Annotated in this window: 19 protein-coding genes and 1 pseudogene; 10 read left to right on the top strand and 10 right to left on the bottom strand. The window is 74.6% G+C overall.

Annotation, left to right across the window (positions count from 1 at the left end; translation table 11 throughout):
• Positions 1-382 precede the first annotated feature (382 nt).
• Positions 383-784: a DUF5997 family protein gene (locus tag ABZ624_RS12380; RefSeq protein ID WP_360085952.1), complete on the bottom strand. Its 402-nt coding sequence runs from the start codon at positions 782-784 to the stop codon at positions 383-385.
• An 82-nt stretch (positions 785-866) separates the two neighbouring features.
• On the opposite strand from ABZ624_RS12380, the gene ABZ624_RS12385 reads away from it, so the two are divergent.
• Positions 867-1,640, top strand: a complete 774-nt coding sequence (locus ABZ624_RS12385) for a LysR family transcriptional regulator substrate-binding protein (protein WP_360085955.1) — start codon at positions 867-869, stop codon at positions 1,638-1,640.
• Between the two features lie 322 nt (positions 1,641-1,962).
• Here ABZ624_RS12385 and ABZ624_RS12390 read toward each other — a convergent pair whose 3' ends face one another.
• Both ABZ624_RS12390 and ABZ624_RS12395 read right to left on the bottom strand, forming a co-directional pair.
• Complete coding sequence (locus ABZ624_RS12390) at positions 1,963-3,426, bottom strand: MFS transporter (protein ID WP_360085958.1); 1,464 nt, start codon at positions 3,424-3,426, stop codon at positions 1,963-1,965.
• Positions 3,427-3,684: 258 nt separating this feature from the next.
• A complete protein-coding gene (locus tag ABZ624_RS12395; protein ID WP_189300821.1) occupies positions 3,685-4,161 on the bottom strand; it encodes an Lrp/AsnC family transcriptional regulator in 477 nt (158 codons plus the stop codon).
• Positions 4,162-4,396: 235 nt separating this feature from the next.
• On the opposite strand from ABZ624_RS12395, the gene ABZ624_RS12400 reads away from it, so the two are divergent.
• Together ABZ624_RS12400 and ABZ624_RS12405 are read left to right on the top strand one after the other, a co-directional pair.
• Positions 4,397-5,887, top strand: coding sequence for an FUSC family protein (locus ABZ624_RS12400; protein WP_360085961.1), 1,491 nt, complete (start codon positions 4,397-4,399; stop codon positions 5,885-5,887).
• A gap of 182 nt (positions 5,888-6,069) precedes the next feature.
• On the top strand, positions 6,070-7,125 hold the full coding sequence (locus tag ABZ624_RS12405) for a lactonase family protein (protein ID WP_360085964.1): 1,056 nt from the start codon (positions 6,070-6,072) through the stop codon (positions 7,123-7,125).
• 138 nt (positions 7,126-7,263) lie between these two features.
• On the opposite strand, the gene ABZ624_RS12410 is transcribed toward ABZ624_RS12405, so the two are convergent.
• The 3 genes from ABZ624_RS12410 to ABZ624_RS12420 form a co-directional block, all read right to left on the bottom strand.
• Positions 7,264-8,190 (bottom strand): hypothetical protein, encoded by a 927-nt coding sequence (locus tag ABZ624_RS12410; RefSeq protein WP_360085967.1) that lies wholly within the window; start codon positions 8,188-8,190, stop codon positions 7,264-7,266.
• Positions 8,191-8,397: 207 nt separating this feature from the next.
• A complete protein-coding gene (locus ABZ624_RS12415) occupies positions 8,398-9,372 on the bottom strand; it encodes a BadF/BadG/BcrA/BcrD ATPase family protein (protein WP_360085970.1) in 975 nt (324 codons plus the stop codon).
• Positions 9,369-9,611 (bottom strand): hypothetical protein, encoded by a 243-nt coding sequence (locus ABZ624_RS12420; protein ID WP_360085973.1) that lies wholly within the window; start codon positions 9,609-9,611, stop codon positions 9,369-9,371. The genes ABZ624_RS12415 and ABZ624_RS12420 overlap by 4 nt, the downstream gene beginning before the upstream one ends.
• Before the next feature lie 150 nt (positions 9,612-9,761).
• Here ABZ624_RS12420 and ABZ624_RS12425 point away from each other — a divergent pair, with 150 nt between their 5' ends.
• Entirely contained in the window at positions 9,762-10,439 is a 678-nt protein-coding gene (locus ABZ624_RS12425) for a uracil-DNA glycosylase (protein WP_360085976.1), read from the top strand.
• 375 nt (positions 10,440-10,814) lie between these two features.
• On the opposite strand, the gene ABZ624_RS12430 is transcribed toward ABZ624_RS12425, so the two are convergent.
• Positions 10,815-11,903, bottom strand: a complete 1,089-nt coding sequence (locus ABZ624_RS12430; RefSeq protein ID WP_360085979.1) for an exo-alpha-sialidase — start codon at positions 11,901-11,903, stop codon at positions 10,815-10,817.
• A 288-nt stretch (positions 11,904-12,191) separates the two neighbouring features.
• Here ABZ624_RS12430 and ABZ624_RS12435 point away from each other — a divergent pair, with 288 nt between their 5' ends.
• Complete coding sequence (locus ABZ624_RS12435; RefSeq protein ID WP_360085982.1) at positions 12,192-12,782, top strand: hypothetical protein; 591 nt, start codon at positions 12,192-12,194, stop codon at positions 12,780-12,782.
• 422 nt (positions 12,783-13,204) lie between these two features.
• Here the strand turns inward: ABZ624_RS12435 and ABZ624_RS12440 are convergent, their stop codons facing one another.
• Positions 13,205-15,205 (bottom strand): HEAT repeat domain-containing protein, encoded by a 2,001-nt coding sequence (locus ABZ624_RS12440; protein ID WP_360085985.1) that lies wholly within the window; start codon positions 15,203-15,205, stop codon positions 13,205-13,207.
• A gap of 167 nt (positions 15,206-15,372) precedes the next feature.
• On the bottom strand, positions 15,373-17,067 hold the full coding sequence (locus ABZ624_RS12445; RefSeq protein WP_360085988.1) for a DNA alkylation response protein: 1,695 nt from the start codon (positions 17,065-17,067) through the stop codon (positions 15,373-15,375).
• 72 nt (positions 17,068-17,139) lie between these two features.
• Between ABZ624_RS12445 and ABZ624_RS12450 the strand changes: the two genes are divergently transcribed.
• The 5 genes and pseudogenes from ABZ624_RS12450 to ABZ624_RS12470 all read left to right on the top strand — a co-directional run bounded on the left by ABZ624_RS12450 (position 17,140) and on the right by ABZ624_RS12470 (position 23,802).
• Positions 17,140-17,898: a PaaX family transcriptional regulator C-terminal domain-containing protein gene (locus ABZ624_RS12450; protein ID WP_360085991.1), complete on the top strand. Its 759-nt coding sequence runs from the start codon at positions 17,140-17,142 to the stop codon at positions 17,896-17,898.
• Positions 17,895-18,314: a DUF6221 family protein gene (locus ABZ624_RS12455; protein WP_360085994.1), complete on the top strand. Its 420-nt coding sequence runs from the start codon at positions 17,895-17,897 to the stop codon at positions 18,312-18,314. The genes ABZ624_RS12450 and ABZ624_RS12455 overlap by 4 nt, the downstream gene beginning before the upstream one ends.
• A gap of 39 nt (positions 18,315-18,353) precedes the next feature.
• Positions 18,354-18,659, top strand: a pseudogene (locus ABZ624_RS12460) (SGNH/GDSL hydrolase family protein); the annotation flags it as partial.
• A 206-nt stretch (positions 18,660-18,865) separates the two neighbouring features.
• Entirely contained in the window at positions 18,866-19,495 is a 630-nt protein-coding gene (locus ABZ624_RS12465) for a hypothetical protein (RefSeq protein WP_360085997.1), read from the top strand.
• Positions 19,496-19,503: 8 nt separating this feature from the next.
• Positions 19,504-23,802 carry a cation-translocating P-type ATPase gene (locus ABZ624_RS12470; protein ID WP_360086000.1) on the top strand — a complete coding sequence of 1,433 codons (4,299 nt, stop codon included), beginning with the start codon at positions 19,504-19,506 and terminating at the stop codon, positions 23,800-23,802.
• A 332-nt stretch (positions 23,803-24,134) separates the two neighbouring features.
• On the opposite strand, the gene ABZ624_RS12475 is transcribed toward ABZ624_RS12470, so the two are convergent.
• On the bottom strand, positions 24,135-25,214 hold the full coding sequence (locus ABZ624_RS12475) for an NADH:flavin oxidoreductase/NADH oxidase (RefSeq protein WP_360086003.1): 1,080 nt from the start codon (positions 25,212-25,214) through the stop codon (positions 24,135-24,137).
• Between the last annotated feature and the right edge of the window lie 102 nt (positions 25,215-25,316).

The following is a 25,316-nucleotide window of genomic DNA, read 5'->3' on the forward strand; positions in this document are numbered from 1 at the left end:
GGCGGGGAAGGTACGCCAGCGGTGGGCGTCGGGGCCTACGGGAACCCGCAGAAACCCTTCAGCCGCCAGACGCCTCCCGGCTCCCGGCTCCCGGGCGGCCGCCCTATCACATGGCTAATTGACTGACAACCCTTCAGATCGGCTCGGATTCCGGCGGACCGCTCCACGGTAACGAATCATGCGGAGCGAGCCCAGGCGCAGGGTGGGCCGGCCGACGGTAGTTCCTCCCGACCAGGCCGCGAGGCAGAGCGCGCGCCGGCCACCCGAGTGACGGGAACTGTAGGCCGGGCCACTGACAACGCCCCCCGGAGGCCGGAGGGCGTTGTGGGAAAACGGTTTTGGAGCAACGAGGGAAGAAGACGGGGCAAGAACCGGGGGGAGATCAGTCGCGCCCGGCGGCGCGCTCCTGCTTCTCCTTCTTCAGCTGCTTGACCCGCGCGCCTTCCTTGCGGACCTCGGCCTGCGTGCCGCGCTCCTTCTCCAGCCACTCGGGCCGCTCCTGCTTGAGCGCCTCGATCTGCTCGGTGGTCAGCGCCTCGGTGACCCCGCCGCGCGCGAGGCCGGCGATGGACACGCCGAGCTTCGCCGCGACCACCGGACGCGGGTGGGGGCCGTTGCGCCGCAGCTCGCTCAGCCACTCCGGCGGGTTCGCCTGCAGCTCGTTCAGCTCGGCGCGCGAGATGACGCCCTCCTGGAACGAGGCGGGGGTGGCGGGGAGGTACACACCCAGCTTCTTCGCCGCGGTCGCGGGCTTCATCGTCTGGGTGCTCTGCTGCGAACTCATGTGGCCAAGGGTATCGGCCGCGTGCCGGAGGGCCGACCACGGCCGGTGCCGGAGGGCCGGCCACGGCCGGTAACCTGGCCTGGTGACAGGCTCGGAGGAATCACCGTCGTTCCGGCTCGCGTACGTTCCCGGAGTGACGCCCGCCAAATGGGTGAGGCTCTGGGGCGAGCGCCTGCCGGACATTTCGCTCACCCTCGTCCAGGTACCGGCCGCCGAGGCGCCCGGGGTGCTGCGCGCAGGCGAGGCCGACGCGGGCATCGTACGGCTCCCCGTGGACCGTACGGTCTTCAGCGCGATCCCCCTCTACACCGAGACCACGGTGGTCGTGGTCCCCAAGGACCACCTGATCACGGCCGTGGACGAGGTCACCCTCGCCGACCTCGCCGAGGAAGTGCTCTTCCACCCCCTGGACGACGTCTTCGACTGGGACGGCCCGCCCGGGGAGCCCGCCTTCGAGCGTCCCGCGACGACGGAGGACGCGATCGAGCTGGTGGCCGCCAACGTCGGCCTCCTGGTCGTGCCGCAGTCCCTGGCGCGCCTGTACCACCGCAAGGACCTCACCTACCGCCCGGTCACCGACGCCCCCCAGTCGGACGTCGCCCTGTCCTGGCCCGAGGAGGCCACCACCGACCTGGTGGAGGACTTCATCGGCATCGTCCGCGGTCGCACCGTCAACAGCACCCGCGGCCGTACGACGGCTCAGGCCCCCGCACCGGCCGAACAGAAGCGGAAGCGTGCCGAACCGGGCGGCACCCGGCAGAAGCCGACGGCGAAGTCCACGGGCCGCCCGCCCCGCGCGCGTGGGGCGGGAGCCAAGCAGACCCCCAAGCGGGGCAAGCCGCGCCGGAGGTCGTGAGGGCGGGAGCGGCACCGTGCGGCGCAGCGCGCATCCCATGCCCCGGTCATTCCATGCCCCGGTCATCCCAGTTCCGGGCAGCTCGTGCCCCCGGTCATCCTGCGCCCCGGTTCTCCCAAGCCCCGGGCACCTCGCGTCTAGGCCGTTCCACGCTCCGGTCGCCCCGTGCATCGCAAGCCCCACCCACCTCGTGGCTAGGCCGTTCCACGCTCCGGTCGCCCCGTGCATCGCAAGCCCCACCCACCTCGTGGCTAGGCCGTTCCACGCTCCGGTCGCTCCGGTCCTCCCGAGCCCCGGGCACCTCGGGCCCTGCCACCCCCGTCTACGCCTCCTGCCGCGCCGTCTGCCTCGTCTGTTCGGGGTGTGGGCTGACCCGGCGTTCCCGCAGGTCGGCGAAGGCCAGGCAGAGGGCCAGCAGGATGATGCCGACGCAGGTGAGCAGGCCGTACTGGAGGGCGGCGGCCGGGTCGCCGTGGTTGGCCAGGTGGGCGAAGAACACCGAACCCACCGCCGCGACACCGGCCGCTGAGCCGATGCGCTGCCCGGTCTGCAGCACCCCGCCCGCCGCTCCGGCCCGCCGCACGGGCACGAGGGTCAGGGTGAGCGTGGTGTTGGGGGAGGTGGTCAGGCCCGAGCCGATCCCGGCGAGCAGCATGGGAAGCGCGGCCGCCAGGGCCACGCCCTGGCCCGGTACCCAGTGCACGGCCGCGATGACGCCCAGAATCCCCACCGTCACCGTGCACAGCCCGGCGACGACCAGCTTGCGCCCGAAGCGCACGACCAGGCGGCCGCCGACCGCGGCACCCACCGCCGTGCCCGTCGCGAAGGGCATCGACGACAGGGCCGCCGCCAGCGCGCTGTAGCCCATCCCGTTCTGCAGGAAGATCGTGTAGACGAAGAACAGCGTCGTGAAGCCGCCGAAGTACACCAGGCTCAGCAGCGCGCCGAGCGAGAAGGAGCGCAGTGCGAAGAGCCGCAGGTCGACCAGGGGAGCCCGGTCGTTCCGCTGCTGGCGCCGCTCCCACATCCAGAACGCGGCCAGCAGCCCGGCGCCGGCCGGGAGCAGGGCCCACTTGAGCCGCCCGTGCCACTGCTGCTCCTGCACCAGAGGCAGCATCAGGGCGACCACACCCGAGCCGAGCAGCAGGACGCCCGGCACGTCGAAACACTCCCGCTTGCTTGGTGAGCCGGGGTAGCGGGGCAGCAGCCGCAGCGCCGCGCAGAAGACGGCCACCCCGATGGGCAGGTTGACGTAGAACACCGAGCGCCAGCCGTCGACCCCGCTGGACGCGTGGATCAGCAGGCCGCCCGCCAGCGGGCCGACCGCCGTGGAGACGCCGATGGTGGCGCCCATCATGCCGAAGGCGCGGGCCCGTTCAGCGCCCTGGAACATCTGCTGGACCAGCGCCGTGGCCTGCGGCGCGAGCATGCCGGCCGACGCTCCCTGGACCAGCCGGAACAGCACCAGCCAGGTGGGGCCGGAGGACAGCCCGCAGGCCGCCGAGGCGAGTGTGAACAGGGCGAGTCCGGTCAGGAAGGCCTGGCGCTGTCCGCGCAGGTCGCCGAGCCGCCCCGCCGGGACCAGGACCAGACCGAAGGTGAGCGCGTAGCCGGACACCACCCAGGACAGGTCGGCCGGGCTGGCGTGCAGCCCACGCTCCACCGAGGGGAGTGCCACGTTCACGATCGACGTGTCCAACAAGGACATGAAGGCCGCGGTCAGACAGACGGCGAGCGCTTTCCACCGTCGGTCGTCCTGGACGGGGCCCGCCTGGTCTGTAGTCATGGGATCACGCTATGCAGCCGCCAGGTCCGCCGCACGGCGGGAAAACGTGTTCCGTCCCCACTGGCCGGGTCCGCTCCCCTCGGGTGACGTACGAGGCCTTCCGTGCCGCCCGCGACGGGCCCGAGGTGGAGAACCAGCGCGGCTTTGCTCCAATAGGGGTGCCCCGGCCTGCACCGGGTCGCGATCAGTGGGCTTCCGGGGCCGCGCGGTCCGCAGGGTCGGCGCCGAGATCGCTCACGCGGTCCAGCGTGCCGAAGGTCAGGCGCGGGCCGCCCGGCCCACCGACTCCACCAGGGGCAGCAACCGGTACGGGACGCGTTCGCGCAGGGCCACCTCCGTGCGGGTGCGCACGACGCCCGGCAGGCTGATGAGTTTCTGGATGACGTCCTCCAGGTGGGCGTTGTCCCGGCCCACCACCCGGGCGAGCAGATCCCCGCCGCCCGTGATCGAGAACGCCTCCACGATCTCCGGCACGGCGGCCAGTGCGTCCCCGACGTCGTCCAGATGGCCCTGGGTGACCTCGATGTGCACGAAGGCCAGTACCGGATGGCCCAGGGCGGCGGGGGAGAGGGAGGGCCCGGTGCCGGTGATCACGCCGTCCCGTTCCATACGGTCCAGTCGGGCCTGGAGCGTGCCACGGGCGACGCCGAGGATGCGGGCGTACTCGCGCACGCTGGTGCGCGGCTGCTCCAGAAGGAGCCGCAGAATGCGGGTGTCGAGTTCGTCCACGGCCATGATGGACGACTGTACCAATGGCTCAGCATCTCGACGGCCGTGTGTGCCGTCCGACCTGGTCCGTTGGCATTCCGAGGGCCCTGGCTGTCTGCGGCGTGCTGTACCAATGGCTCAGCGATTCGGATCACACTTGAGCCAGTGACCTCGGTGATGCTCTCATGGACCCGTCGATGGCGCTGCGGACCCCGCGGCGCCTTTTCTGTGCCGGTGCCGGTGTTCCATGGGGAGGGCAGTAGTGGTGAAGAGGATGTTCGTGGCTCCGGACCCGGGGCGGGCGCGGTTGCGCTTCGCCGCGCGGGCCGTCCTCGGCATCGGCCTCGCGGTCGTCGTCTGCCTCCTCACCGGCCACTCCCTCCCGGGCGCGGTCACGGGCGGCCTCGCCGCCCTGCTCGCCCTGTTCACCGTCGCCGACCCGACCGTGCGCGGACAGGCGGTCACCACCGCGCTGCTGCCCGCCGTGGGCGTGCCGGTGCTGGCCGTCGCGGCCGGGCTGCACGACGTCCCCGTCGCGCGCGACCTGGCCTTCCTCGGCGTCGTCGGCGCCGGGGTGTACGCGCGCCGCTGGGGACCGCGCGGGCACAGCCTCGGCGTCTTCGCCTTCATGACGTTCTTCGTGGCCCAGTTCCTGCACGCCACCCCGGCGCAGCTGCCCGAGCTGTACACCGCCGTCCTGCTGTCCGTGCTCAGCGCGGCCGTGGTGCGCTTCGGCGTGTGGTGCTACGAGCGCCGGCTGCCCCCGGCCGCCGTACCTGTCCCGCCCGCCTGGCGCGGTCTGGCCCGGGTGACCACGCGGCAGGCCGTCCAGGCGACCGCGGGCGCGGGCTTCGCGCTGGTCGTGGGTCAGCTGGTGTCCGGGCAGCGCTGGTACTGGGCCGTCGGCGCCACCTGGTGGATCTTCGTCAACACCGCCTCGCGCGGCGAGACGCTGGTACGCGGCTTCCGCCGGGTCCTCGGCACGGTCATCGGCATCTGCCTGGGCTTCCTCGTCGCCGTCCCCGTGGACGGCGCGCCGGTCCCGACGGCCGTCCTCGTCGCCGTCGCCGTCTTCGGCATCTTCTACACGGCAGCCGTCTCCTACACCTGGATGATGCTCTGGGTGACCCTGCTCGCCGAACTGCTCTACGGCCTCCTCGGCGTCCTCAGCCCCGGCCTGCTCGCGCTGCGCCTGACCGAGACCGGCGTGGGCGCGCTGGGCGCCGTACTCGCCGTGCTGTTCGTCCTGCCGGTCACCACCCACGCCGTCACGGACGCCTGGATCCGGCGTGCCCTGCGCTGCGTCCACGCCTGCACGGCCGAGGCCACGGCACGCCTCGCCGGCTCCCCGACGGCGGACCCGGCGCCTCACGTGGCCGAACTGGAGCAGTTGCTCGGCCGGGTGCGGCTGTCGGTGGCCCCGCTGGTGCACCCGCTGAACCCGATGCCGGCCCGCAAGCGGCGCGCCCGCAGGGTCCTCGCTCTCCTCGACGACTGTGCCCGCGACGTCCGTGGGCTGGTGGCGGTCGCCGCCGATCCCGAGGCCTCCCACGACGCGCGCCTGGCCGCGGCCTGCTGGCGCGTGGAGGCCGCGGTCGAGGCGCTCACCGCGGGCCGCACGGAGCCTGTCCACAGCCCCGCCGAGCCGCCCTCCGAACCTGCCCTGGCCCATCTGCACGGCCTGGAACGCGCCCTCGCCGATCTGGCCGAACCCCTGCGGGCCCCGTCGGGGTCGCGGTTGGTGGGGGCGTGAGCGGTGCGCCGGCGCGGCTTGCGACGGCCTGGGTCCGTGCACGTAAGGGGTGCGGACCCGGCGAAGGGGTTTGCGTGGGCAAGAACCGCCCAGCATGCCCGCGCCTCTTGGTCTAGACCGGCCTGGTCGACTGCTACCGTCGGGCCGGGACGGGCTCGACCGAGGACCGAGAGGGGACAGCGGTGGCAGAGGACGGCAGGCCCGGCAGGCCCGGCAGGCCCGGCAGGCGCCGGGCGTTCATCGGCTCGTTCACGGCAGCGGGCGGCCCCGGCCTCGTGACCGCAGAGGTCGCGCCGGACGGCGGCGCCCTCACCCTCGGCCCCGCCGTGAAGGACGTACCCGACCCGTCCTACCTGGCCCTGTCACCGGACGGGGAGACGCTCTACGCGGTCAGCGAGACGGCCGAGGGCGCCGTCGCCGCCTACCGCGTCGACGGCGGCCGGCCGGTACTCGCCGGTGCGCCCGTACCGGTCGACGGCAGCGGACCGGCCCACCTGGGCCTCTACGCCGGCCACGTGCTGACCGCCAACTACGGCTCCGGCACCGTCACCGCCGTACCCCTGCGCCCGGACGGCACGCTCGCCGCCAAGCCCTCCGGGCTGCTGCAGCACACCGGCTCCGGCCCGCACGACCGGCGCCAGCGCGGGCCGCACGCCCACCAGGTGCAGGCCGACCCGAGCGGCCGGTGGGCCGTCAGCGTCGACCTCGGCACGGACTCGGTACGGGTCTGCACCCTCGCGGACGGCGTCCCCGTCCTGCACCGCGAGTTCGCCCTGCGCCCCGGCTCAGGCCCCCGCCATCTGGCCTTCCACCCGGACGGCGCGCACGCCTACGTCGTCAACGAACTCACCCCCACGGTGACCGTGTGCCGCTGGGACGCCGAGGCAGGCTCCCTCAAGCCGCTGACGGAGGTCCCCGTCCTGCCCGGTGCGCCCGCCGGCGACGCCTATCCGTCCGGCATCGTGGTCTCGCCCGACGGCCGCTTCGTGTGGACGGCGACCCGCGGCGAGGACGTCCTGTCGGTCCTCGCCGTCGAGGGCGAGACACTCCGGCTGACCGGCACGGTGCCGTGCGGCGGGCACTGGCCGCGTGCGCTCGCCGAGCACGACGGCTTCCTGTACGCGGCCAATGAGCGCTCCGGCGAGGTGACGTGGTTCGCGGTGGACGAGGCGACGGGGGTGCCCCGGTACGACGGTTCGGTGCCGGTTCCCGCGGCCTCCTGCATCGTCTTCGGCTGAGGGCTGCCCCCGTCCCTGCCTCGCGTCTCCGGCCTCCGGCGTGCAGCATCCTCGCCGAACCGCAGGGGCAGGACGAGGGCCCGCTCCGAGGTGTGGAGCGGGCCCTGTCCCGTACGGGTGCCGTGTGCCGGCGTGGGGTCAGCGGACCGGCATGCCCTGCGGCTGCTGCGGGGCGATGCCCAGCGCCGTCGTGTACTTGGCCAGGGCGAGCTTGCCGATCGCCGGGTACGAGCCGAGCGCCTCGGCCGTGGCGCAGCCCGCCTCCTCGGCGGCCGCCGCCAGCAGCGCCGGGTCGATCTCCGGGCCGATCAGATACGGCGCCAGGGCCAGCTGCTGCGAGCCCGAAGAACGCAGCTGCTCGGCGACGGAGGTGATCGAGCCCTCCTGGTCCAGGGCCGCCGCCATCACCGGCACCGCGAGGCGCGCGGCGAGCAGCATGCCGGTGATCCCGGCCGCCTGTACGGCCTCCTCGCCGCCCACGGAGGCCAGGACGATGCCGTCCGCGGCGGTGGCCACCGTGAACAGGCGCGCGCGGTCGGCACGGGCCAGACCCGCCTCGGACAGCCGCACGTGCAGCGCCTCGGCGAGCAGCGGGTGCGGGCCGAGCACATCGGTCAGCTCGGCGGCGACCCGGCTGTCCATCACGGACTGGCGGATCTGCCGCAGCAGGGCGCTGTCCGGTCCGGCCAGCAGCGGGACGACGACCGCGACCGGGCCGTCGGGCTCCTTGACCCCCTCGAACCCTGCGGCGACGGCCTGCTCATAACGGGCCGTGCGCTGGTCGGCGGCGTGCGCGAGCACGGACCGGAGCGTGGGGAACTCGGCGTCGTCCCCGTCCAGGTATCCGATCCGGGCGTCCAGGCCGGGCAGCTCGGAGCGGGCGATGCTCACGACCTCCTCGGCGAGGGCGCGCGTGGCGGCACTGGGCGCACCGGGCACCGCGAGGGCGAGCGCGGGCGCACCCTCGGGAGCCACCAGCGGTTCCGGTCGGCGGTGCCGTCCGGGCTGGCGGGGTCGCGGCATTCGTACTGGCAGGCCGGACTCGGGCCCAGTGGGGGTGCTCATGGCGCCGCATGTTACTGGCTTCGGGGGTTCCTCCGTTCGGGGAGGGTGCAGGTGAGCGGTTTCCGTCCGGTTTTGTCTGATGAGTGACAAGCGGTTGACACATGTTCGGAGCACGTGCCGAGAACATGGGCTGACAAAAGGACGGCAAGGGGACGACAAGGGGACGACAAGGGTGGAAGGGGACGTGATCCGCTTTCGGGAGGGACCTCAATCGGCTTGTACCGGGACCACTTGGAACATGGCTTTTTCACCCGGCAGGGTGAGCCGGCCGGTCGCCAGGCCGGCCGCGATCCTCACCGCGCCGTGCAGCGGATCGCCCTCGGCGGGCACCTGACGGGCGTGCGGCAGCCTGCTCGTCAGCTCCTCGCGCAGGGGGACGAGGAGCGGGTCGCCCAGGCGGAACAGACCGCCGGTGAGTGCCACTTGGGGCGTGCCGTCCGCCGGGCACACGGCCGCCGCGGACTCGGCCATGTGCCGGGCCGCCGCGCGCAGGATGTCCGCGGCCACCGGATCCTGCGCGGCGCAGACGGCCACCCGGGGGGCGAAGGAGGCCAGTACGGCGGGCCGGTCGGAGCGGGGGTAGAGCAGGCCCGGCAGGCCGCGCACCGGCCCGAACTGCTCCTGTGCACAGGCCAGCAGCGGTGCCGAGCCGCCGTCCCGGCCGTCGTGGGCGCGCAGCGCCGCCTCCAGGCCCGCCCGCCCGATCCACGCGCCGCTGCCGCAGTCCCCGAGCAGATGGCCCCACCCGTCGGCCCGGTGCCAGGCGGTGAGGTCGGTGCCGACCGCGATCAGCCCGGTACCCGCGGCGAGCACCGCGCCCGGGCGCTGCCCGAGGGCGCCGACGTAGGCGGTGACGGCGTCGGCGGCGAGCGCCACCTGCCGTACGCCCAGTTCCCGGGCGAGGGCGTTGGGCAGTTCGGCGCGCAGGGCGTCGCCCAGGCCGGCGAACCCGGCGGCGCCGACGACGGCCGTGTCCAGCCGGCTGATCCCGGCCTCGGTGGCGGACGTCCGGGCCAGCGGGACGAGCTGGGCCATCAGATGGGCGGGATCGATGCCCCGTGCATCCGTGCGGACCGGTTCCCGTGACGCGCGCCGGGCGGCGGGCGCCCGGCCCGGCACGCCGACGGCGATCCGCAGACCGGAGCCTCCGGAGTCCACCGCCAGATAACCGGGAACGCTCACGGCAGTCGCCGGTCCACCGGTTGTCCGACCTGCTGCGGGCGGCGCGGAGCCAGGGTCAGCGTCCTGATGGACAGCAGGACGCCCTGCTGGGTGCAGGGGGGTGTCAGGTCGTCGTCGGACGGCTGGGACACGCCCGGGCCGGCGTTCGGCTCGCGCTTGCTGATCGGTCTGGGCTGCGGCGGACGTGCCTCGGGCGCGACCGGGAACGACGGGCGGTTCCTGCTCACTGGACGGAACACGCTCCCCTCCTTCCCGGTGACCGGCTGCGTGATCTGCTCTCCCGGCTGAAGATCTCGACGAGGAGGAAGGGTAGCGCCTGAGGGCCGGCCCGGTGCGGAGGCTTCCCGGCGTATGCAGGGTGCCTGTGTGTGCCAGTAGAGTGACGCGCCGTGGCACCACGACCGTTGCATGAACTTGTTGAACCGGGCTGGGCGAAGGCTCTTGAGCCTGTGGCCGAACGCATCGCCGCCATGGGGGACTTCCTCCGGGCCGAGATAGCTGCGGGCCGGACCTACCTGCCGTCCGGAGCGAATGTCCTGAGGGCCTTCCAGCAGCCCTTCGACGACGTCCGCGTCCTGATCGTCGGCCAGGACCCCTATCCCACCCCGGGGATGGCGATCGGGTTGAGTTTCGCGGTCTCCCCGGAGGTGCGTTCGTTGCCGGGCAGTCTGGAGAACATCTTCCGGGAGATGCACTCCGACCTGGGACTGCCCAGGCCGTCGAACGGCGATCTGACGCCGTGGACGCAGCAGGGTGTGCTGTTGCTCAACAGGGCGTTGACGACGGCCCCGCGCAAGCCCGGGGCCCACCGAGGGAAGGGCTGGGAGGAGGTCACGGAGCAGGCGATACGGGCGTTGGCCTCGCGCGGTAAACCGCTGGTGTCGGTCCTGTGGGGGCGTGACGCGCGTAATCTGCGGCCGTTGCTGGGGGATCTTCCGGCGATCGAGTCCGCGCATCCGTCTCCGATGTCGGCGGACAGGGGCTTCTTCGGTTCGCGTCCGTTCAGCCGGGCCAACGACCTGCTGCTGCGGCAGGGTGCCCAGCCTGTGGACTGGCGACTGCCGTAGAACCACGGCGGCGGTAGGCCGGCCGGCCTGAAGGGCCTGGCCGTGGTGGAGGAACTCGATCCTCGGTCGTCTTGCCGCCCGCGCGGTGGGAAACCCGACGACGCGCTCGGCACCGTGCCGGACCGACCGCCGTGCCGGACCGACCGCCGTGCGGGCTGATCACGTCGTGCGGGAGGCGCGGTTGCAGGTGCGGCGTCCTGGACCGCGCCGACGCCCAGCGGGGCCATGCGCGTTCGGGCGTTCTTCCCGCCGACGGCAGCCGGATACGGAACATGTTCTTCCGACAGAACGGCGCCCACCGCACCGCTCAGTTCGACAACCGGTGGCCGAACCTGAAAGCCCGACGGAGAGGCCCCCTGCGGCCGTCCGTGCGGTTCAGCCGATCACCGCCGCCCGCACGCACAGCACGTCCGGCAGATGGGCCGCCAGCTGCTGCCAGCTGTCGCCGTCGTCTGCCGAGGCGAACACCTCGCCGTTGCGGTTGCCGAAATAGACCCCCGCCGGTTCGGCGTCGTCGGTGCACAGGGCGTCCCGCAGCACCGTGCCGTAATGGTCCTCCTGCGGCAGCCCCTTGGTCAGCGGCTCCCAGGTCCGGCCCGCGTCCGTGGTGCGGAAGACCCGGCAGCGGTGCTCGGCCGGCACCCGGTCCGCGTCGGCGTTGATCGGGAAGACGTACGCCGTGTCGGCCCGGTGCGGATGCGTGGCCACCGCGAACCCGAACGTGGACGGCAGATCCGCGCCGATGTCGGTCCAGTGCGCGCCCGCGTCGTCGCTTCGGTACACCCCCCAGTGGTTCTGCAGATACAGCCGGTCCGGGTCACCCGCGTCCTTGGCGACCTTGTGCACGCACTGGCCGAACTCCGGGTTCGGATCGGGCAGGAACACCGCCGACACGCCCGAGTTGGACGGGGCCCAGCTCGCGCCGCCGTCGGTGGAGCGGAACACCCCGGCCGTCGAGACGGCCACGGTCACCGCGCGGGGGTCGCGGGCGTCGGTGACCACGGTGTGCAGTCCCTCACCGCCGCCGCCCGGCACCCACCGGGAGCGCGTCGGGTGCTCCCACAGCGGCCGGACCAGGGTGAAGCTCTCGCCGCGGTCCTCCGAGCGGTACAGCGCCGCCGGTTCCGTGCCCGCGTAGACCACGCCGGGCTCGGCGGCGGCCGGGTGCAGCTGCCAGACGCGCTCCAGGGAAGCACCGGTGTCCTTGGGGAACTTGACGGCCGGCTGCGGCGGTTCGGCCCAGGTGCGGCCGAGGTCGTCGGAGTGGAAGACCGACGGACCCCAGTGCGCGCTGTCGCCGCCCGCCAGCAGTCGGGGCCGGTCCCCACGGGTGTCGATCGCGACCGAGTAGACCGCCTGCGCGTTGAAATGCGGACTGTCGTCGAACTCCCAGGCACCGCCGCTCCTTCGGCGCCCGATGAACAGACCTTTGCGGGTGCCCACCGCCAGCAGTACCTCGGTCATGCCGATCACCTCCGGGACGCCGTCGTCCAGGTAGTCGTGAGTCAGTTGGTCGTCAGTTATCGGCCAGTGTGCACCTCACCACTGACACTCTCCCCCGGAGAGTGTGTTCGTGCAGGTCACAGCGGTGTCGTCGGCCCGTGACGAAGATCGGCCGGGGCCCGTTACGACATGTGCCTGCGCGAACGGGGTGTCTCGTGCGACCGTCGGGGAGACGGCTCGTCGTGAGCAACGGAGCGGTCTCCCGCGTATGGGAGGGCGGTCCGGCCGGTCGGTGCGCTCGTGAGGAGGATGCCTTTGAAGGCGTTCCGTGGTCCGAAGGTGTGGCTGTGGCGCTGGCGGCGCAACCCGCTCAAACGCCGGGCCGACACGGTGGAGGCCTGGGTGGTGCTCGGCGCCTGGCTGCTGACCGTCCTGGCGGGGGTCTCGGCCGGGCTCGTGGGGGCCCGGTCGGTGGAGCACGGACTCGCCGGGGAGCGGGCGGCCTCGCGCCCCGTCGTGGCCCGTGTAGTGGCACGGGCCACGGGAAGTCCGCCCGCGCACGGCCACACGTCCTCCGGTGATCAGGTCTGGGCCAAGGTGCGCTGGACGACGGCCGACGGCTCCGCCCGCACCGGTCAGGTCCGGGTGGAGCCCGGCAGCAAGGCCGGCACGCCGGTCACCGTCTGGACCGACTCGCAGGGCCATCTCGTCAGCCGCCCCACCTCCGCCGGGGAGGCCGCCTTCCGCGGCACTCTGATCGGCTGCCTGGTGGGCGTGAGTACCGCGGCCGTCCCCTTCATCGGCGGCCTTGCCCTGCGTGCCCGTCTGGAACGCCGCCGCATGGACGCCTGGGACACGGAATGGGCACGGCTCGGCCCGCAGTGGGGACGCACGGTCTGACCAAGGCCGAAGTCCCGGCTTCCGGTCCGCGGCGATACGGCTCTGCAACCGAGTGGCTGCGTAGGGGCAGGGAGGCGAGCTGGGCATCGCGCCCGCCGGGATGCCCAGCAGAGGCGAGGCAGGGATCCGCGTCGTCGACGCGGCCGATACGGGTCAGATTGGGCGTCGGCCCCGTCGAGAAGGGCACCTGCGTGAGGCGCAAGGTACGAACAAGGCCCCTGCGCCAGCGGGTTGGCGTCAAGGCCGCGGCGTCAATGCCGCGGTGTCAAGGCCGCGGTGTCCAGGCTATGGGGGCCGGGACCGTCTGCCCGGAGCCGGTGGCTGAGTGCCGGTGCGGCCCGGCCTGGAACCGCGCCCGCTTCAGCCTCGCCGTCTTCGCGGAGCAGAGGCGTACAGCGGCGGCCCCGGACCGTCGGCTCGGGTCAGTGCCTGCCGTGATCCCCCTCCATCGCCCCCAGTGCCTCCCGGCACGCTCTCAGCAGCGTCTCGTCCTCCGGTACGGCCTGGCCGCCGTGGCCTCCCGGGTGGGCCGGGAGGCGGCGCGGGGCAGCCAGTTCCGCCGCCACCAGGTGCCGTAGCGGGGCGGCGGCCGGGCCCATCGCGGTGAGGCACCGGGCGATCGGAGCGCGGGTGTGCGGGGCGTCCGCCCAGGCCGCCCGGAACGCCGGCAGGACCGGCTCGGGATCCGTGTCGATGCGCCACAGCGCGCAGGCGGCCGGCACCCGCTCCTGCGCCGGCCGCGAGCAGGCCATCCGGCGCAGCGCGGGCAGCGCGGCACGCGCGGCCGGCCCCAGTCTGCCGAGCTGCCCGGCGGCCCGGCACCGGCGCTCCGGATCGGCCTGGGCCAACTCCCGCAGCAGCACCGGGAGTACGGCGGAGGCGTCCTGGTGCGCCGACCACAGTGCGCCGACGGCGACGGCGGCGTGCCGGGTGTGCAGCAGTGCGCGCAGGACGGGTACCGCCTGCGCGGAGGCGCCCAGCGTCTCCAGCGTCTCGACGGCCTGGCCCGCGACCGCGTCCCGTGCTCCCAAGCCGTCGGGAGCCCCCGACAGCAGCCGCAGCACCTCCGGAACCGCGTCCTCGTCTCCGACCGCGCCGATCGCCGCCAGCAGCGGGGCTGCGAGCCGGGCGGCGGAGGGAGAGGCCGGCGGGATACGGCCGAGCCGGTGCCGTACCGCGGGGGCGAGGGGGGCCGCGGCGGCGCCCAGGCGGGCCAGCGCGAACCCCAGGTCCGCCGGCGCGGCCGGGCCCGCCAGCAGCTGGGCCAGGGCCGGAACCGCACGCGGATCGCCGCTCCCGGCCAGCGCCTTGAGCGGTCCGCCCAGCGTGGGGGAGCCGCGCTCGAAGCGGTGCGTCCACAGGTCGGGCCGGGCACACACCAGCGCGTGCAGCTCGTCCGCGGCGGGCGCGGCCAGCGGTCCCAGCTCCGTCAGGACCGCGACCGCCGCGTCCCGCAACCGGTCCTGTTCCGCGGTCAGTTGGGCACCGAGCAACCGGACCGTTCCGCTGTGGTCGCCGCGCCAGCCGCGCAGCAGTGCCGCCGCCATCCACACGGCGTTGCACCGGTCCACCGGGTCCGGGCTGGTCAACTGCCCGCCCAGGAGCGCGGTCCGGTCGTCGACGCGGTCGCCGAGCCCGGTGTGCAGGGTGCGCAGCAGCCGGGAACCCTCCTCGTCGGACGGGCGCAGCCGCCGTAAGCGCCCGACGAGCGTGTCGGCGGAGGGCTCGGGGATCCGGGCACGCTGCGCGGAGCGCTCCCGGAGCAGCCGGACCGCCGTCGGCACGACATCGGCGGGCAGGCGGCCGGGCGCGACGAGCGCGAGCTGGCCGAGCGCGGCGAGCCGCAGCTCCGGGGCGTACGGCGGCGCACCCTGCTCGGCCAGGAGGTCCGTCGCGGCGTCGGCGTGCGCGGGGTACCGGCGGACGAACAGGCCGAGCGCCTCCGTGAGGGCGAGCAGAACGCGGTTGTCCCGCTCGGCCCGCAGCCGCTGCCGCAGCAGGTCCAGGACCCGCGTGGGTGCGGTCAGGAAGTGCACGACGGCCCCGGCGGCGGCCCGGCGCACCGCCGGGTCCGGGTCTTCGGCGAGCGGGACGAAGACCTGGGAGCCCGCGCACACCGCCTCCCGTGCGCGCGGGTCCCCGTCCGGGCTCTCCGCGCCGATGCCGACCAGCAGTTCCACGACGCCGGACCGGTCCGGCAGCTCCTCGCGGGCCACGAGCGAGAGCAGGAAGGGGACGCAGGCCAGTGTCGAGTCGTACACGCGCCCCTGGTGGTGCAGCGCGCCGTACATCCCGTCGAGCGCGGTCGCCCGCTCGGCGGTGTCCGCGGACGCCAGGGCCCGTAACCATCCGGGCACGTCCTCCGCCGTGCCGTGCGCGTGCCGCAGCGAGGCCCAGTCGACCTCGTCGATCCCCGTGACCACGTTGTCCTCCCCAGACGAGTGCCACCTGATCGCGAGTGTGCACCACGGCACCGACAACGGTGGGGAACCGCGCGCTGACTGTGTGCGATCCGTCGGCTGTCACCGGCCAGGGAGTGAGCGGCCGGCGGGGGCGCGCGGGCGGCCCGCGCGCCCCCCGGTGGGAGGCGTCAGTTCAGGCCGGGCAGGGCCCTCTCCAGGATCGCGCCGAGACCCGCCCCGGCGGGCAGGGTGCCGAACGCGTGCCCCCAGTCACCGCCCAGCCGGCTCGCGCAGAAGGCGTCCGCGACCGGGTGCGGGGCGTGCCGGACCAGCAGGGAGGCCTGGAGGGCGAGCGCCATCCGCTCGACCAGCCGGCGGGCGCCCACCTGGTCCGTTTCGGCCAACTGGTCCTTGAGCGCGGCGACGGTCGCGTCCAGACGGGCGTCCGCCCCGCGCGCGAGGGCGAGTTCGGCGAACAGGGCCTCGGCCGTGTCCGGTTCCCGGCCGAGGGCGCGCAGCACGTCGAGCGCGTTGACGTTGCCCGAGCCCTCCCAGATCGACAGCAGCGGCGCCTCCCGGTAGTGCCGGGGCATGCCCGAGTCCTCGACGTACCCGTTGCCGCCCAGGCACTCCAGCGCCTCCGCGGTGAACGCCGGGCCCCGCTTGGTGACCCAGTACTTGCCGACGGCGGTCGCGATCCGCCGGAAGGCGCGCTCGCCGGCGTCCCCGCGCACCGCGCGGTCGGCGGCTCCGGCCAGCCGCAGGGTGAGCGTCGTCGCCGCCTCCGACTCCAGCGCCAGGTCGGCCAGGACGTTGCGCATCAGCGGCTGCTCGATCAGCCGGGCCCCGAACGCGCTGCGGTGCCGTGCGTGATGTCCCGCCTCGACCAGCGTCTTGCGCATCAGGGCCGCCGAGGACATCACACAGTCCAGCCGGGTGCAGTTGACCATCTCGATGATGGTCTTCACCCCTCGGCCCTCCGGCCCGACCAGCCAGGCCACCGTACCGTCGAACTCCGGCTCCGAGGACGCGTTGGACCGGTTGCCCAGCTTGTCCTTCAGGCGCTGGACGCGGAAGGTGTTGCGGCTGCCGTCCGGCAGCACCCGCGGCACCAGGAAGCACGACAGACCTCCTCTTCCACGAAGAGGCGATGCCTGCGCCAGCACCAGGAAGACGTCGCACATCGGCGCCGACGTGAACCACTTGTGCCCGCGCAGCGTGTACACACCCGGCTCCGCGGTGGGCGTGGCCACGGTGGTGTTCGTCCGGACGTCCGACCCGCCCTGCTTCTCGGTCATGCCCATCCCCGCGAGCAGCCCCGGCTTCTCGGCCGGCACTCGCAGCTCGGGGTCGTACTCCCGGCTGGTGAGCAGCGGTTCGTAGACCTTGGCCAGATCCGGCTGGGCGCGCAGCGCGGGCACCGCGGCGTACGTCATCGACGTCGGGCAGCCGTGCCCTGCCTCCGTGTGCCCCCACACCAGGCCGCCCGCGGTACGGGCCACATGGGCGCCGGACCGCTCGTCCGCCCAGGGCGCTCCGGCCAGGCCCTGGGCGACCGCCGTGCGCATCAGGTGGTGCCAGCTGGGGTGGAACTCCACCTCGTCGACACGGTGGCCGTAGCGGTCGTGGGTGCGCAGGACCGGCTCGTGCCGGTTCGCCAGCTCACCCCACTCCTGCGCCTCCGCGCTGCCGGCGCGCGCCCCCAGACGGCGGATGTCCTCCTCCGCCCACCCGGCGCCCTCCCGGCGCAGCCCCTCCAGCAGGGCCGGGTCGTCGGAGGCGTCGTACGGAGTCAGGGGCGGGGCCTGGTTGGTGACGTCGTGGGTGGCGTACGGCGGCTGAGGCCGCGGCTGCGAGGGCGACTGCGCGGGAATCGAGACCATGGGAGCATGTTGCACTCTTTCTGCGGCTGTAGCAATGATGCAACACGGAGCCCGCGCGTACAGTACGTTCCCATGCGCATGAACGTCCCGCCCGAGGCGGAGGAGGCAGGCCTGCGGCCGCTGTCCGCGCGGTCGGTCGTGCTGAGCCTGCTCCTCGGCGCGCACCCGGCGGAACTGCCGGTGAAGGACCTGGTCCGGCTGGTGGAACCGTTCGGTGTCGGCGGCTCCACGCTGCGCGCCGCGCTGAGCCGGATGGTCACCGCGGGGGACCTGCGCCGCACCGATGCCGTCTACCGGCTCAGCGACCGGCTGCTGGCGCGCCAGCAGCGCCAGGACGAGGCGCTACGGCCCGGCACGCGCGCGTGGGACGGCGACTGGGAGATGGTGGTGATCACGGCGACCGGTCGGGGCCCCGCCGAACGCGCCGAGCTCCGCACCCGGTTGACCGCCCTGCGCCTGGCCGAACTCCGCGAGGGCGTGTGGCTGCGCCCGGCCAACCTCGACCGTGGCCTGCCGGACCTGCTGTACTCCGTCGCCCGGACGTACACCGCGCGCCCCGACGAGCCCGAACAGGACCTGGTCGCCCGGCTCTGGCCGCTGGGCGACTGGGCGGTCACCGCGCGGACGCTGCTTGCGCACACGGCGGCCGCCCGCGGCCCGGCGGACCGGCTCACCGCCTACGCCGCGGCCGTACGCCACCTGCTCACCGACCCCGTTCTGCCCCCCGCACTCCTGCCCCCCGACTGGCCGGGCGAGGCCCTGCGCACGGCCTACGCCGGTTATCAGCGGGAGTTGGCCGCGTCGCTGGGACTCAGGGAGCGTGCCGCATGACGGCGGTGGCCCTCGAACGGTTCCTGCGGGCCCGGTTCCAGGAGGAGGAGCGGGTGGCCCGCGACGCGATCGCGGGGGCGCCCGGCGCGGTCTGGGGCGTGATGGCGGACCACATCGAGCAGGTGCTCACCTCCCAGGACCGCGGGACCACACACACCCCACTGGTGCAGTTCGGCGCCGAGGACCCGGTAGGGCTGCTCACCCATGTGGCGCGTCATGATCCGGCGCGCGTCCTGCGGAACACCGAGGCGGGCCGGGCGCTGCTGGCGGAGCACCGGGCGGCGGAGGACGGCCGGTGCCGCACCTGCGCCGCAGCCGCCGGAGGAAGCCGGCCACCGGCCCCGTGCGCCACGCTCCGGCTGCTCGCCCTGCCGTTCGCCGGGCATCCCGAGTACGACGAGGCGTGGCGCCCGTAGCCGGCGCGGCTCACATGTAGGTGATGTCCGAGCCGGAGTATCGTCGTCCGCGCCCACGCCCAGGGCACCGGGTCTGCGGTGCGACCCTCACGCCGTTGGGCCGCAACACCCCGTACGACGACGCGGCCGGGGAGCGGGAGGCCTCCCGGCAGGGGGTGAACGTCTGGATCCGCACCCCCGGCCACTTGGACGCGGTGATCGGCTTCGGCCGGGCGGTACGCGACCCCTCGGCCGGACCGGCCGCGGCCCGACCTGCAGACCGGGGACTGGCTGCGCCTCAACCCCGAGGGCCACCGGATCCTGGCCGCGACGGTGCTCACAGGACTGTTCCGGGGCGGCAGCTGAGGCGCCGTGGCGGGGGTCGCACGGGTGTCGGGGCGGGGCGGCTCTCAGGCGGCGTGCCCGCGCTCGTGCCGGGCCCGTGCGGGTGGCGCCGAGCCGGTCCGAGGAGTTCTCTGGGGAGAGTGGCGCCTTCGCCCGGAAACGGGGGATGACCAGCGCGATGGCGGGCACTCGGTGGGCACGTAAGGCGAACTCACCCGAGGAGAGTCATGGCTGAGCAGAAGTCGTCGTCGGCCCTCACGGCGCCCCTGCACGGCGCGGCCTCGGTGCTGCGCAGGGTGCCCGGCGCCGGGATGGTGAGCAGGGCCGCCGAGGGGACGCTGGACAAGGTGGGCGCGGTGTCGCCCCGGGGGCGGCGCATCGCCGTGTACGCGGGGGCCGGAGTGCTCGGTGCCGCGGGCGTGGTGGAGTGGCCCGTGGCCCTCACGGGCGCCGCCGTGGCCTGGCTCACCCAGCCCCGGCCCGCGCATCCGGCCGCCGGCGAGAGCGGGGCGGGGCAGGAACCCGAACCCGCCCATGACCTCGGCAGCGCGGCCCTCAGGTCCGGCCACGGCACCGCGCCGGGCAACGCCGGCGGCACGGGTGCGGCGGCCTCCGTCGGGGGCGGGTCGGAGGCGGCCGGGACCACCGGGGCCGCGAGCGGTGCCGGGACCGCGGCTGCCGGCGGTGCCGGGGCTTCCGCAGGTGATGCGGCGTCGGCATCCGGTGGCGGCCGGAGTCATGGCGGCAGAGGGTCGTCCGGCAGCGCCCGGGCCTCTCGCGGCGCCGAGGGCTCGGCGGTCAAGCCGCCCAGCGGTCCGCTCGGTCCCACGGCGCGGCCCGACCGCACCACGCTCTGAGGAGGGCCATGGTGCTCGGACTGCTGGCGGCGCCCTCGGCCGCCGTACGGCTGCTGCCCGCCGCACCGAGGGTGCTGGCGCGGGCGGCCGCGCCCGCGGTCGGGATGGCCGCCGGTGCCGCCGCGGGAACGGCGCGCGCCGGAGTGCGCGGCGCGGACGCCGCCGTACGGGTGGCACGGGTCGCCCGCAACGCGTTGCCCGGCGCCGACGACCACTGGCGGGCCGGCGCCCGGGCCCACCTGGCCCTGCGGCCCTTGGAACAGGGCGCGGGCGGCACGGCACACCTGGCGCGCCGGATGGCCGAGACGCTGGCCGAGCGGCCCGAGGTGCTCGTCGCCTACTGGGACCAGGGGCTCGCGCGCCTCGTGGTGACGGCGACCGGCGAGGAGGCCGTCGACCGGGTCGTGGAACACGCCGCCGAAATTGCCGAGCGGCACGGCCTGGTGCTGTCGGCCGACGACGTCGAGGAGACCACGCATCCCGCCGACCCGGCCGGGGTGCGGGCCGCCGTGGCCACGCTCGCCGCCGACGCGGTGGGCATCGGCGCCGCGCTCACCGCCTACTCGCTCCGGCTGCCGCCCTCCCCCCGCCTGGTCACCGCGGTGGTGACGCTGCTGCGGGAGAACCCGCGCTTTCGTTCCTGGCTGCGCGCCCGGCTGGGTGACACCCGCATGGATCTCGTGCTGGCGTGCGCGAACGCCGCTGCCCACGGCGCCGGGCAGACCCCCACCTCGCTCGTGCTCGACGGCGCCCTGCGGGCCTGCCAGGTGGCCGAGACGGTGGCCCGCGCCGCCGCCTTCGACGCGGTGCACGACCGGCTGTGCGCGCCGGACCGCGTCAGCCTCCCGGCGGACGGCGCCGCCCGACCGCCGCTGCGGGAGTCCCCGGCGCAGGAGTACGCCGCACACGCCTCCGCGGGCAGTGTGCTGGGCGCCGCGGCCACCCTCCTGGTCAAGCACGACGGCAGTGAGGCGGCGGAGGCGGTCCTCGCCGGCTCGCCGAAGGCCGCCCGCTACGGCCCCGCCGCCTTCCACGCCGTCCTGAGCGCGGCGCTCGCCCGGACCGGCGTGCTGGTGCGCGCCCCGGAGCGGCTGCGCCAGCTGGAGATGGCCGGCACGGTCGTGCTGCACCCCAGCGTGCTGCGCACCGACGACGGGGAGGCCGACCCGTGGGCCGAACCGGTCCTGGACGCGGCCCGCCGGGCGGGCCTGCGGGTGGTGCTCGTGGACGACCCCGCCCTGGAGGACTTCACCGGGCTCGCCGACCAGGTCGTGGACGCGCGCCGGCCGCTGGACGACGTGGTGTACGAGGCGCGCGGCGACGCGGGCGCGGTGCTCGCCGTCGCCCGGGTGCGCTCCGCCGACGAGCACGGGGTCATGGCCGGGCTGCGCGCAGCCGACCTCGCCCTCGCCCTCACCGACCGCGACGGCGCCGTGGTCTGGGGCGCGGACCTGCTGGCCCTGCACGGGCTGCCGGACGTGTGGCGGGTGCTCACCGCGATACCGGCCGCCCGCACGGTCGGCCGGCACGCCCAGACCCTCGCCCGCTCCGGCGCCGCGCTCTCCGGCCTGCTCGTGGCCATCGGCGAGTCGGGCGGCGGCCACGGACGCCTGGCCGCGCTGCCAGGGATGCGGCACGCCCCCGTCGACATCGGCGCCGCGTCGGCCCTGCTCTCGGGGGTCAGGGCTGCGCTCGGCGTGGCGGCGGCCCGGCCCCCGCACCCCCGTCCGCGTGTGCACTGGCACGAGCTGGACCCCGAGCAGGCCAGGGAGCGGCTGGCGCATGAACCGGCCGCCGAGGCCACCGCGGCCGAGGGACTGACCGCCCGCTTGCGCAAGGCCACCGCCGGTGTCGCCCGGCACCCGCTGGCCGCGCCCGTGCGCTGGTCCTACCGGCTCGGCGGGGCCGTACGCGGTGAACTCCACGACCCGCTCACCCCGGTGCTCGCCGTCGGGTCGGCGGCGTCCGCGATCCTCGGCTCGGTGGTGGACGCCCTGCTCGTCGTCGGCGCCCTCGATCTGAACGCCCTGGTCGGCGGCGTCCAGCGGCTGCGCGCCGAACGGGCGCTGTCGGGACTGGTCGCCGAGCAGCAGCAGAAGGCGCGTCTCGTGCCGCCGGAGGCGGAGGCACCGGCCGGCGGCACGCGCACCGTGGAGGCGGGCAAGCTGCATCCGGGCGACGTGATCCAGCTGAAGGCGGACGACGTGGTGCCCGCCGATGCCCGGCTGCTGTGGCAGGACGGTCTGGAGGTCGACGAGTCGGCCCTGACCGGCGAGTCGCTTCCGGTGGAGAAGCAGACGGACCCGACCCCGCACGCCCCGGTCGCCGACCGGCGCTGCATGGTCTTCGAGGGGACGACCGTGGTGGCGGGCCAGGGCCGGGCCGTCGTGGTCGACATCGGTGAACGCACGGAGGCCGCCCGCGCCGTCCACCTGGCCGCCCGTACGCCCCCGGCCGGCGGCGTCCAGGCCCGGCTGCAGGAACTCACCCGCAAGGCCCTGCCGTTGACGCTGGCGGGCGGCGGCGCGGTCACCGGACTGGCGCTGCTGCGCGGCACCCCCATCCGGGAGGCGGTCAGCGGTGGTGTGGCGGTGGCCGTGGCGGCCGTACCGGAGGGGCTGCCGCTGGTGGCCACGGTCGCGCAGCTGGCCGCGGCCCGGCGCCTCAGCCGCGGCGGCGTCCTCGTCCGCACCCCGCGCACGCTGGAGGCGCTGGGGCGCATGGACACCATCTGCTTCGACAAGACCGGCACGCTCACCGAGAACCGGCTGCGGCTGGTGCGCACCTCCGACGCCGACGGCACGGTCCGCGCGGTGGACGACAGCGGATCCGCCGCCACCGTACGGGCCGCCGCGCGTGCCTGCCCACAGCTCAACGGCGGCAGCGACCGCCCGGTGCACGCCACCGACGAGGCGGTGCTGGCCGCGGCCGGTGCCGACCCGGACTGGACCCAGCTCGCGGACCTGCCGTTCGAGGCGGCACGCGGATACGCCGCCGCCGTCGGCCGGAGCGGGGACGGTCCCCTCGTGCTCGTGGTCAAGGGCGCCCCGGAGACCGTGCTGCCCGCCTGCTCGGGTCTCCCGGAGCACGCCTCGGAGGCGGCCCACGCGCTGGCGGCGGACGGCCTCAGGGTGCTGGCGGTGGCCGAACGGCGGCTCGACGCGGTCGGTCAGGAGGCCGCTGACGTCCTCGAACAGCCACTGCAGGAGCTGGAGTTCACCGGTCTGCTGGCGCTGTCCGACGTACCGCGCGAGACATCCACGGCACTGGTGGAGGGGTTGTACGAGGCGGGCGTACGACCGGTCATGCTCACCGGCGACCATCCGCAGACCGCACGGTCCATCGCCGCCGATCTGGGCTGGCCCGAGGACACCGTCGTGGTCACCGGGGACGAGCTGGCCGCGGCGGACCGGGCCACCAGGGCCGGGATGCTGCGGGACGCGGGCGTGGTGGCCCGGGTGGCGCCCGAGCAGAAGCTCCAGGTCGTCGAGTCGCTGCGGGACGCGGGCCGGGTCGTCGGCATGGTGGGCGACGGCGCCAACGACGCCGCGGCCATCCGCGCCGCCGACATCGGCGTCGGCATCAACGCCCGCGGCTCGGCCGCCGCGCGCAACGCCGCCGACATCGTCCTCACCGACGACGATCTGACGGTCCTCATCGACGCGGTCGGCGAGGGCCGGGCGCTGTGGCACAGCGTGGCCGACGCCATCGCCATCCTGATCGGCGGCAACGCGGGCGAGGTCGGGTTCGGCATCCTCGGCACGCTGCTGTCCGGCCGGGCGCCGCTGTCCACCCGGCAGATGCTCATGGTCAACCTCTTCACCGACCTGTTCCCGTCGATGGCGGTGGCGGTGACCGAGAAGGACGACGAGCCCGGCACCGTACGCACCCGCAGCGGATCGCCGGAGGACGCCTCCGCCGTGCTCGGCGCGCCTCTGCTGCGGCAGATCCGGCACCGCGCGCTCACCACCTGCCTGGGCGCGGTGACGGCCTGGCTGATCGGCCGTTTCACGCCCGGCACCGCGCGCCGTTCCGGCACGATGGCGCTGTGCGGGGTGGTCGGCACCCAGCTAGTGCAGACGTGGCTGGACCGGCGCGACAGCCGCCTGGTGCAGATCACCTGCCTGGGTTCCGCCGTGGCGCTGGTCGCGGCGGTGCAGACCCCGGGCGTCAGCCACGCGGTCGGTTGCACCCCCCTCGGCCCGGTTGCCTGGGCCGGTGTCCTCGCGGCGATCGCCCTGGCCCTGGCGGGCCAGCGGGTGCTGCCCCGCCTGGAGGAGACGGTCGGCCGCCTGCTGCCGGGCTGAGCGCCGCAGGAGACGGTCTGCCGACTGCGAGCCCGAGCACCGGAGGAGCCGGCGGGTCGGCCGGTGCCTGGTTGAGCGAGGGAGGGGCCGGCGGGTCGGCCGGTGCCGGGTGGGGCGAGGGAGGGGCCCGGTTTGCCGACTGCCGGGCGGGGCAGGGCAGGGGCCGGCGGGTCGGCTGGTGCCGGGTTGGGCGGCCGAGGAGATGGCCGGCTGGCTGCCGCACCGCAGCCGGGCGGCAGTCGGCCGGACCGCTGCCGCCCTGCAGCCGTCCGGCCCGCTGCCGCCCTGCAGTCGGGCAGGCCGCCGCCGCCCCGCAGTCGGGCAGGCCGTGGTCAGACCGACCTGTGGTACTGCTCCGGCACCCGGACCTCGCCGCCCAGTTCGCGGGCGGCCTGCCGGGCCCAGGACGGATTGCGCAGCAACTCGCGGCCCAGCAGGACGGCGTCGGCCTCACCGTTCGTCACGATCTTCTCGGCCTGCCCGGCCTCAGTGATCAGTCCCACGGCCGCGACGCGCAGGGGGGTCTCGGTCTTCACCCGGGCGGCGAACGGCACCTGGTAGCCGGGGCCGGCCGGAATGGTCACCCCGGAGACATTGCCGCCGGTGGAGACGTCGAGCAGGTCGACGCCGTGAGCGTGCAGGTCGTGGGCGAAGCGGACCGTGTCCTCCGTGGTCCAGCCGCCGTCCTGGAGCCAGTCGGTGGCCGAGATGCGGAAGAACACCGGCTTGTCCTCGGGCCACACCGCGCGTACGGCGTCCACGACCTCGAGGGCGAACCGGGTGCGGTTCTCGTACGAGCCGCCGTAGGCGTCGGTGCGGTGATTGGAGTGCGGGGACAGGAACTCGTTGATCAGATAACCGTGGGCGCCGTGGATCTCGGCGATCTCGAAGCCCGCGGCGAGCGCCCGGTGGGCCGCGGCGGCGAACTGGCCGACGATCTCCTTGATCTGGTCCACCGTCAACTCGGTCGGCACCGGATGGCGCTCGTCGAAGGCCACCGCGCTCGGAGCGAGTGGCTGCCAGCCGTGCGCCTCCGGTCCGACCGGCGCCCCGCCCTTCCAGGTCGGGGCGGTCGATGCCTTGCGGCCGCCGTGCGCGAGCTGAACCGCCGGCACCGTGCCCTGGGTGGTGAGGAAGCGGGTGATCCGGCGGAACGCCTCCACCTGGGTGTCGTTCCACAGGCCGAGGTCGTAGGGGGAAATCCGGCCCTCCGGTGAGACCGCGGTGGCCTCCACGATCACCAGACCGGTGCCGCCCGTGGCGCGCGCCGCGTAGTGCGCGAGGTGCCAGTCGCGTGGAGCGCCCGTGAGCGGACCCTCCGGCTCGGCCGAGTACTGGCACATCGGGGGCATCCACACCCGGTTCGGGATGGTCACTTCGCGCAGGGTGATGGGCTCGAAGAGCGCGCTCACGACAGACTCCGTTCGTCACGGGACCGCTGGTCGACTCGTACGATAACGCTCGTACTACGAGGAGTGTCAAACTACGACGTCTCTCGTACTATGCTGGCAGCA

Source organism: Streptomyces sp. NPDC007205 (assembly GCF_040634095.1).
Classification (GTDB): Bacteria; Actinomycetota; Actinomycetes; order Streptomycetales; family Streptomycetaceae; genus Streptomyces.

Coding starts and splice junctions, on each gene's coding strand:
- ABZ624_RS12380 (WP_360085952.1), bottom strand. CDS start 784: ATGAGTTCGCAGCAGAGCACCCAGACGATGAAGCCCGCGACCGCGGCG.
- ABZ624_RS12395 (WP_189300821.1), bottom strand. CDS start 4,161: ATGGCCGTGGACGAACTCGACACCCGCATTCTGCGGCTCCTTCTGGAG.
- ABZ624_RS12455 (WP_360085994.1), top strand. CDS start 17,895: ATGACGGCGGTGGCCCTCGAACGGTTCCTGCGGGCCCGGTTCCAGGAG.
- ABZ624_RS12430 (WP_360085979.1), bottom strand. CDS start 11,903: ATGACCGAGGTACTGCTGGCGGTGGGCACCCGCAAAGGTCTGTTCATC.
- ABZ624_RS12445 (WP_360085988.1), bottom strand. CDS start 17,067: ATGGTCTCGATTCCCGCGCAGTCGCCCTCGCAGCCGCGGCCTCAGCCG.
- ABZ624_RS12465 (WP_360085997.1), top strand. CDS start 18,866: ATGGCTGAGCAGAAGTCGTCGTCGGCCCTCACGGCGCCCCTGCACGGC.
- ABZ624_RS12470 (WP_360086000.1), top strand. CDS start 19,504: ATGGTGCTCGGACTGCTGGCGGCGCCCTCGGCCGCCGTACGGCTGCTG.
- ABZ624_RS12450 (WP_360085991.1), top strand. CDS start 17,140: ATGCGCATGAACGTCCCGCCCGAGGCGGAGGAGGCAGGCCTGCGGCCG.
- ABZ624_RS12410 (WP_360085967.1), bottom strand. CDS start 8,190: ATGAGCACCCCCACTGGGCCCGAGTCCGGCCTGCCAGTACGAATGCCG.
- ABZ624_RS12435 (WP_360085982.1), top strand. CDS start 12,192: ATGCCTTTGAAGGCGTTCCGTGGTCCGAAGGTGTGGCTGTGGCGCTGG.
- ABZ624_RS12390 (WP_360085958.1), bottom strand. CDS start 3,426: ATGACTACAGACCAGGCGGGCCCCGTCCAGGACGACCGACGGTGGAAA.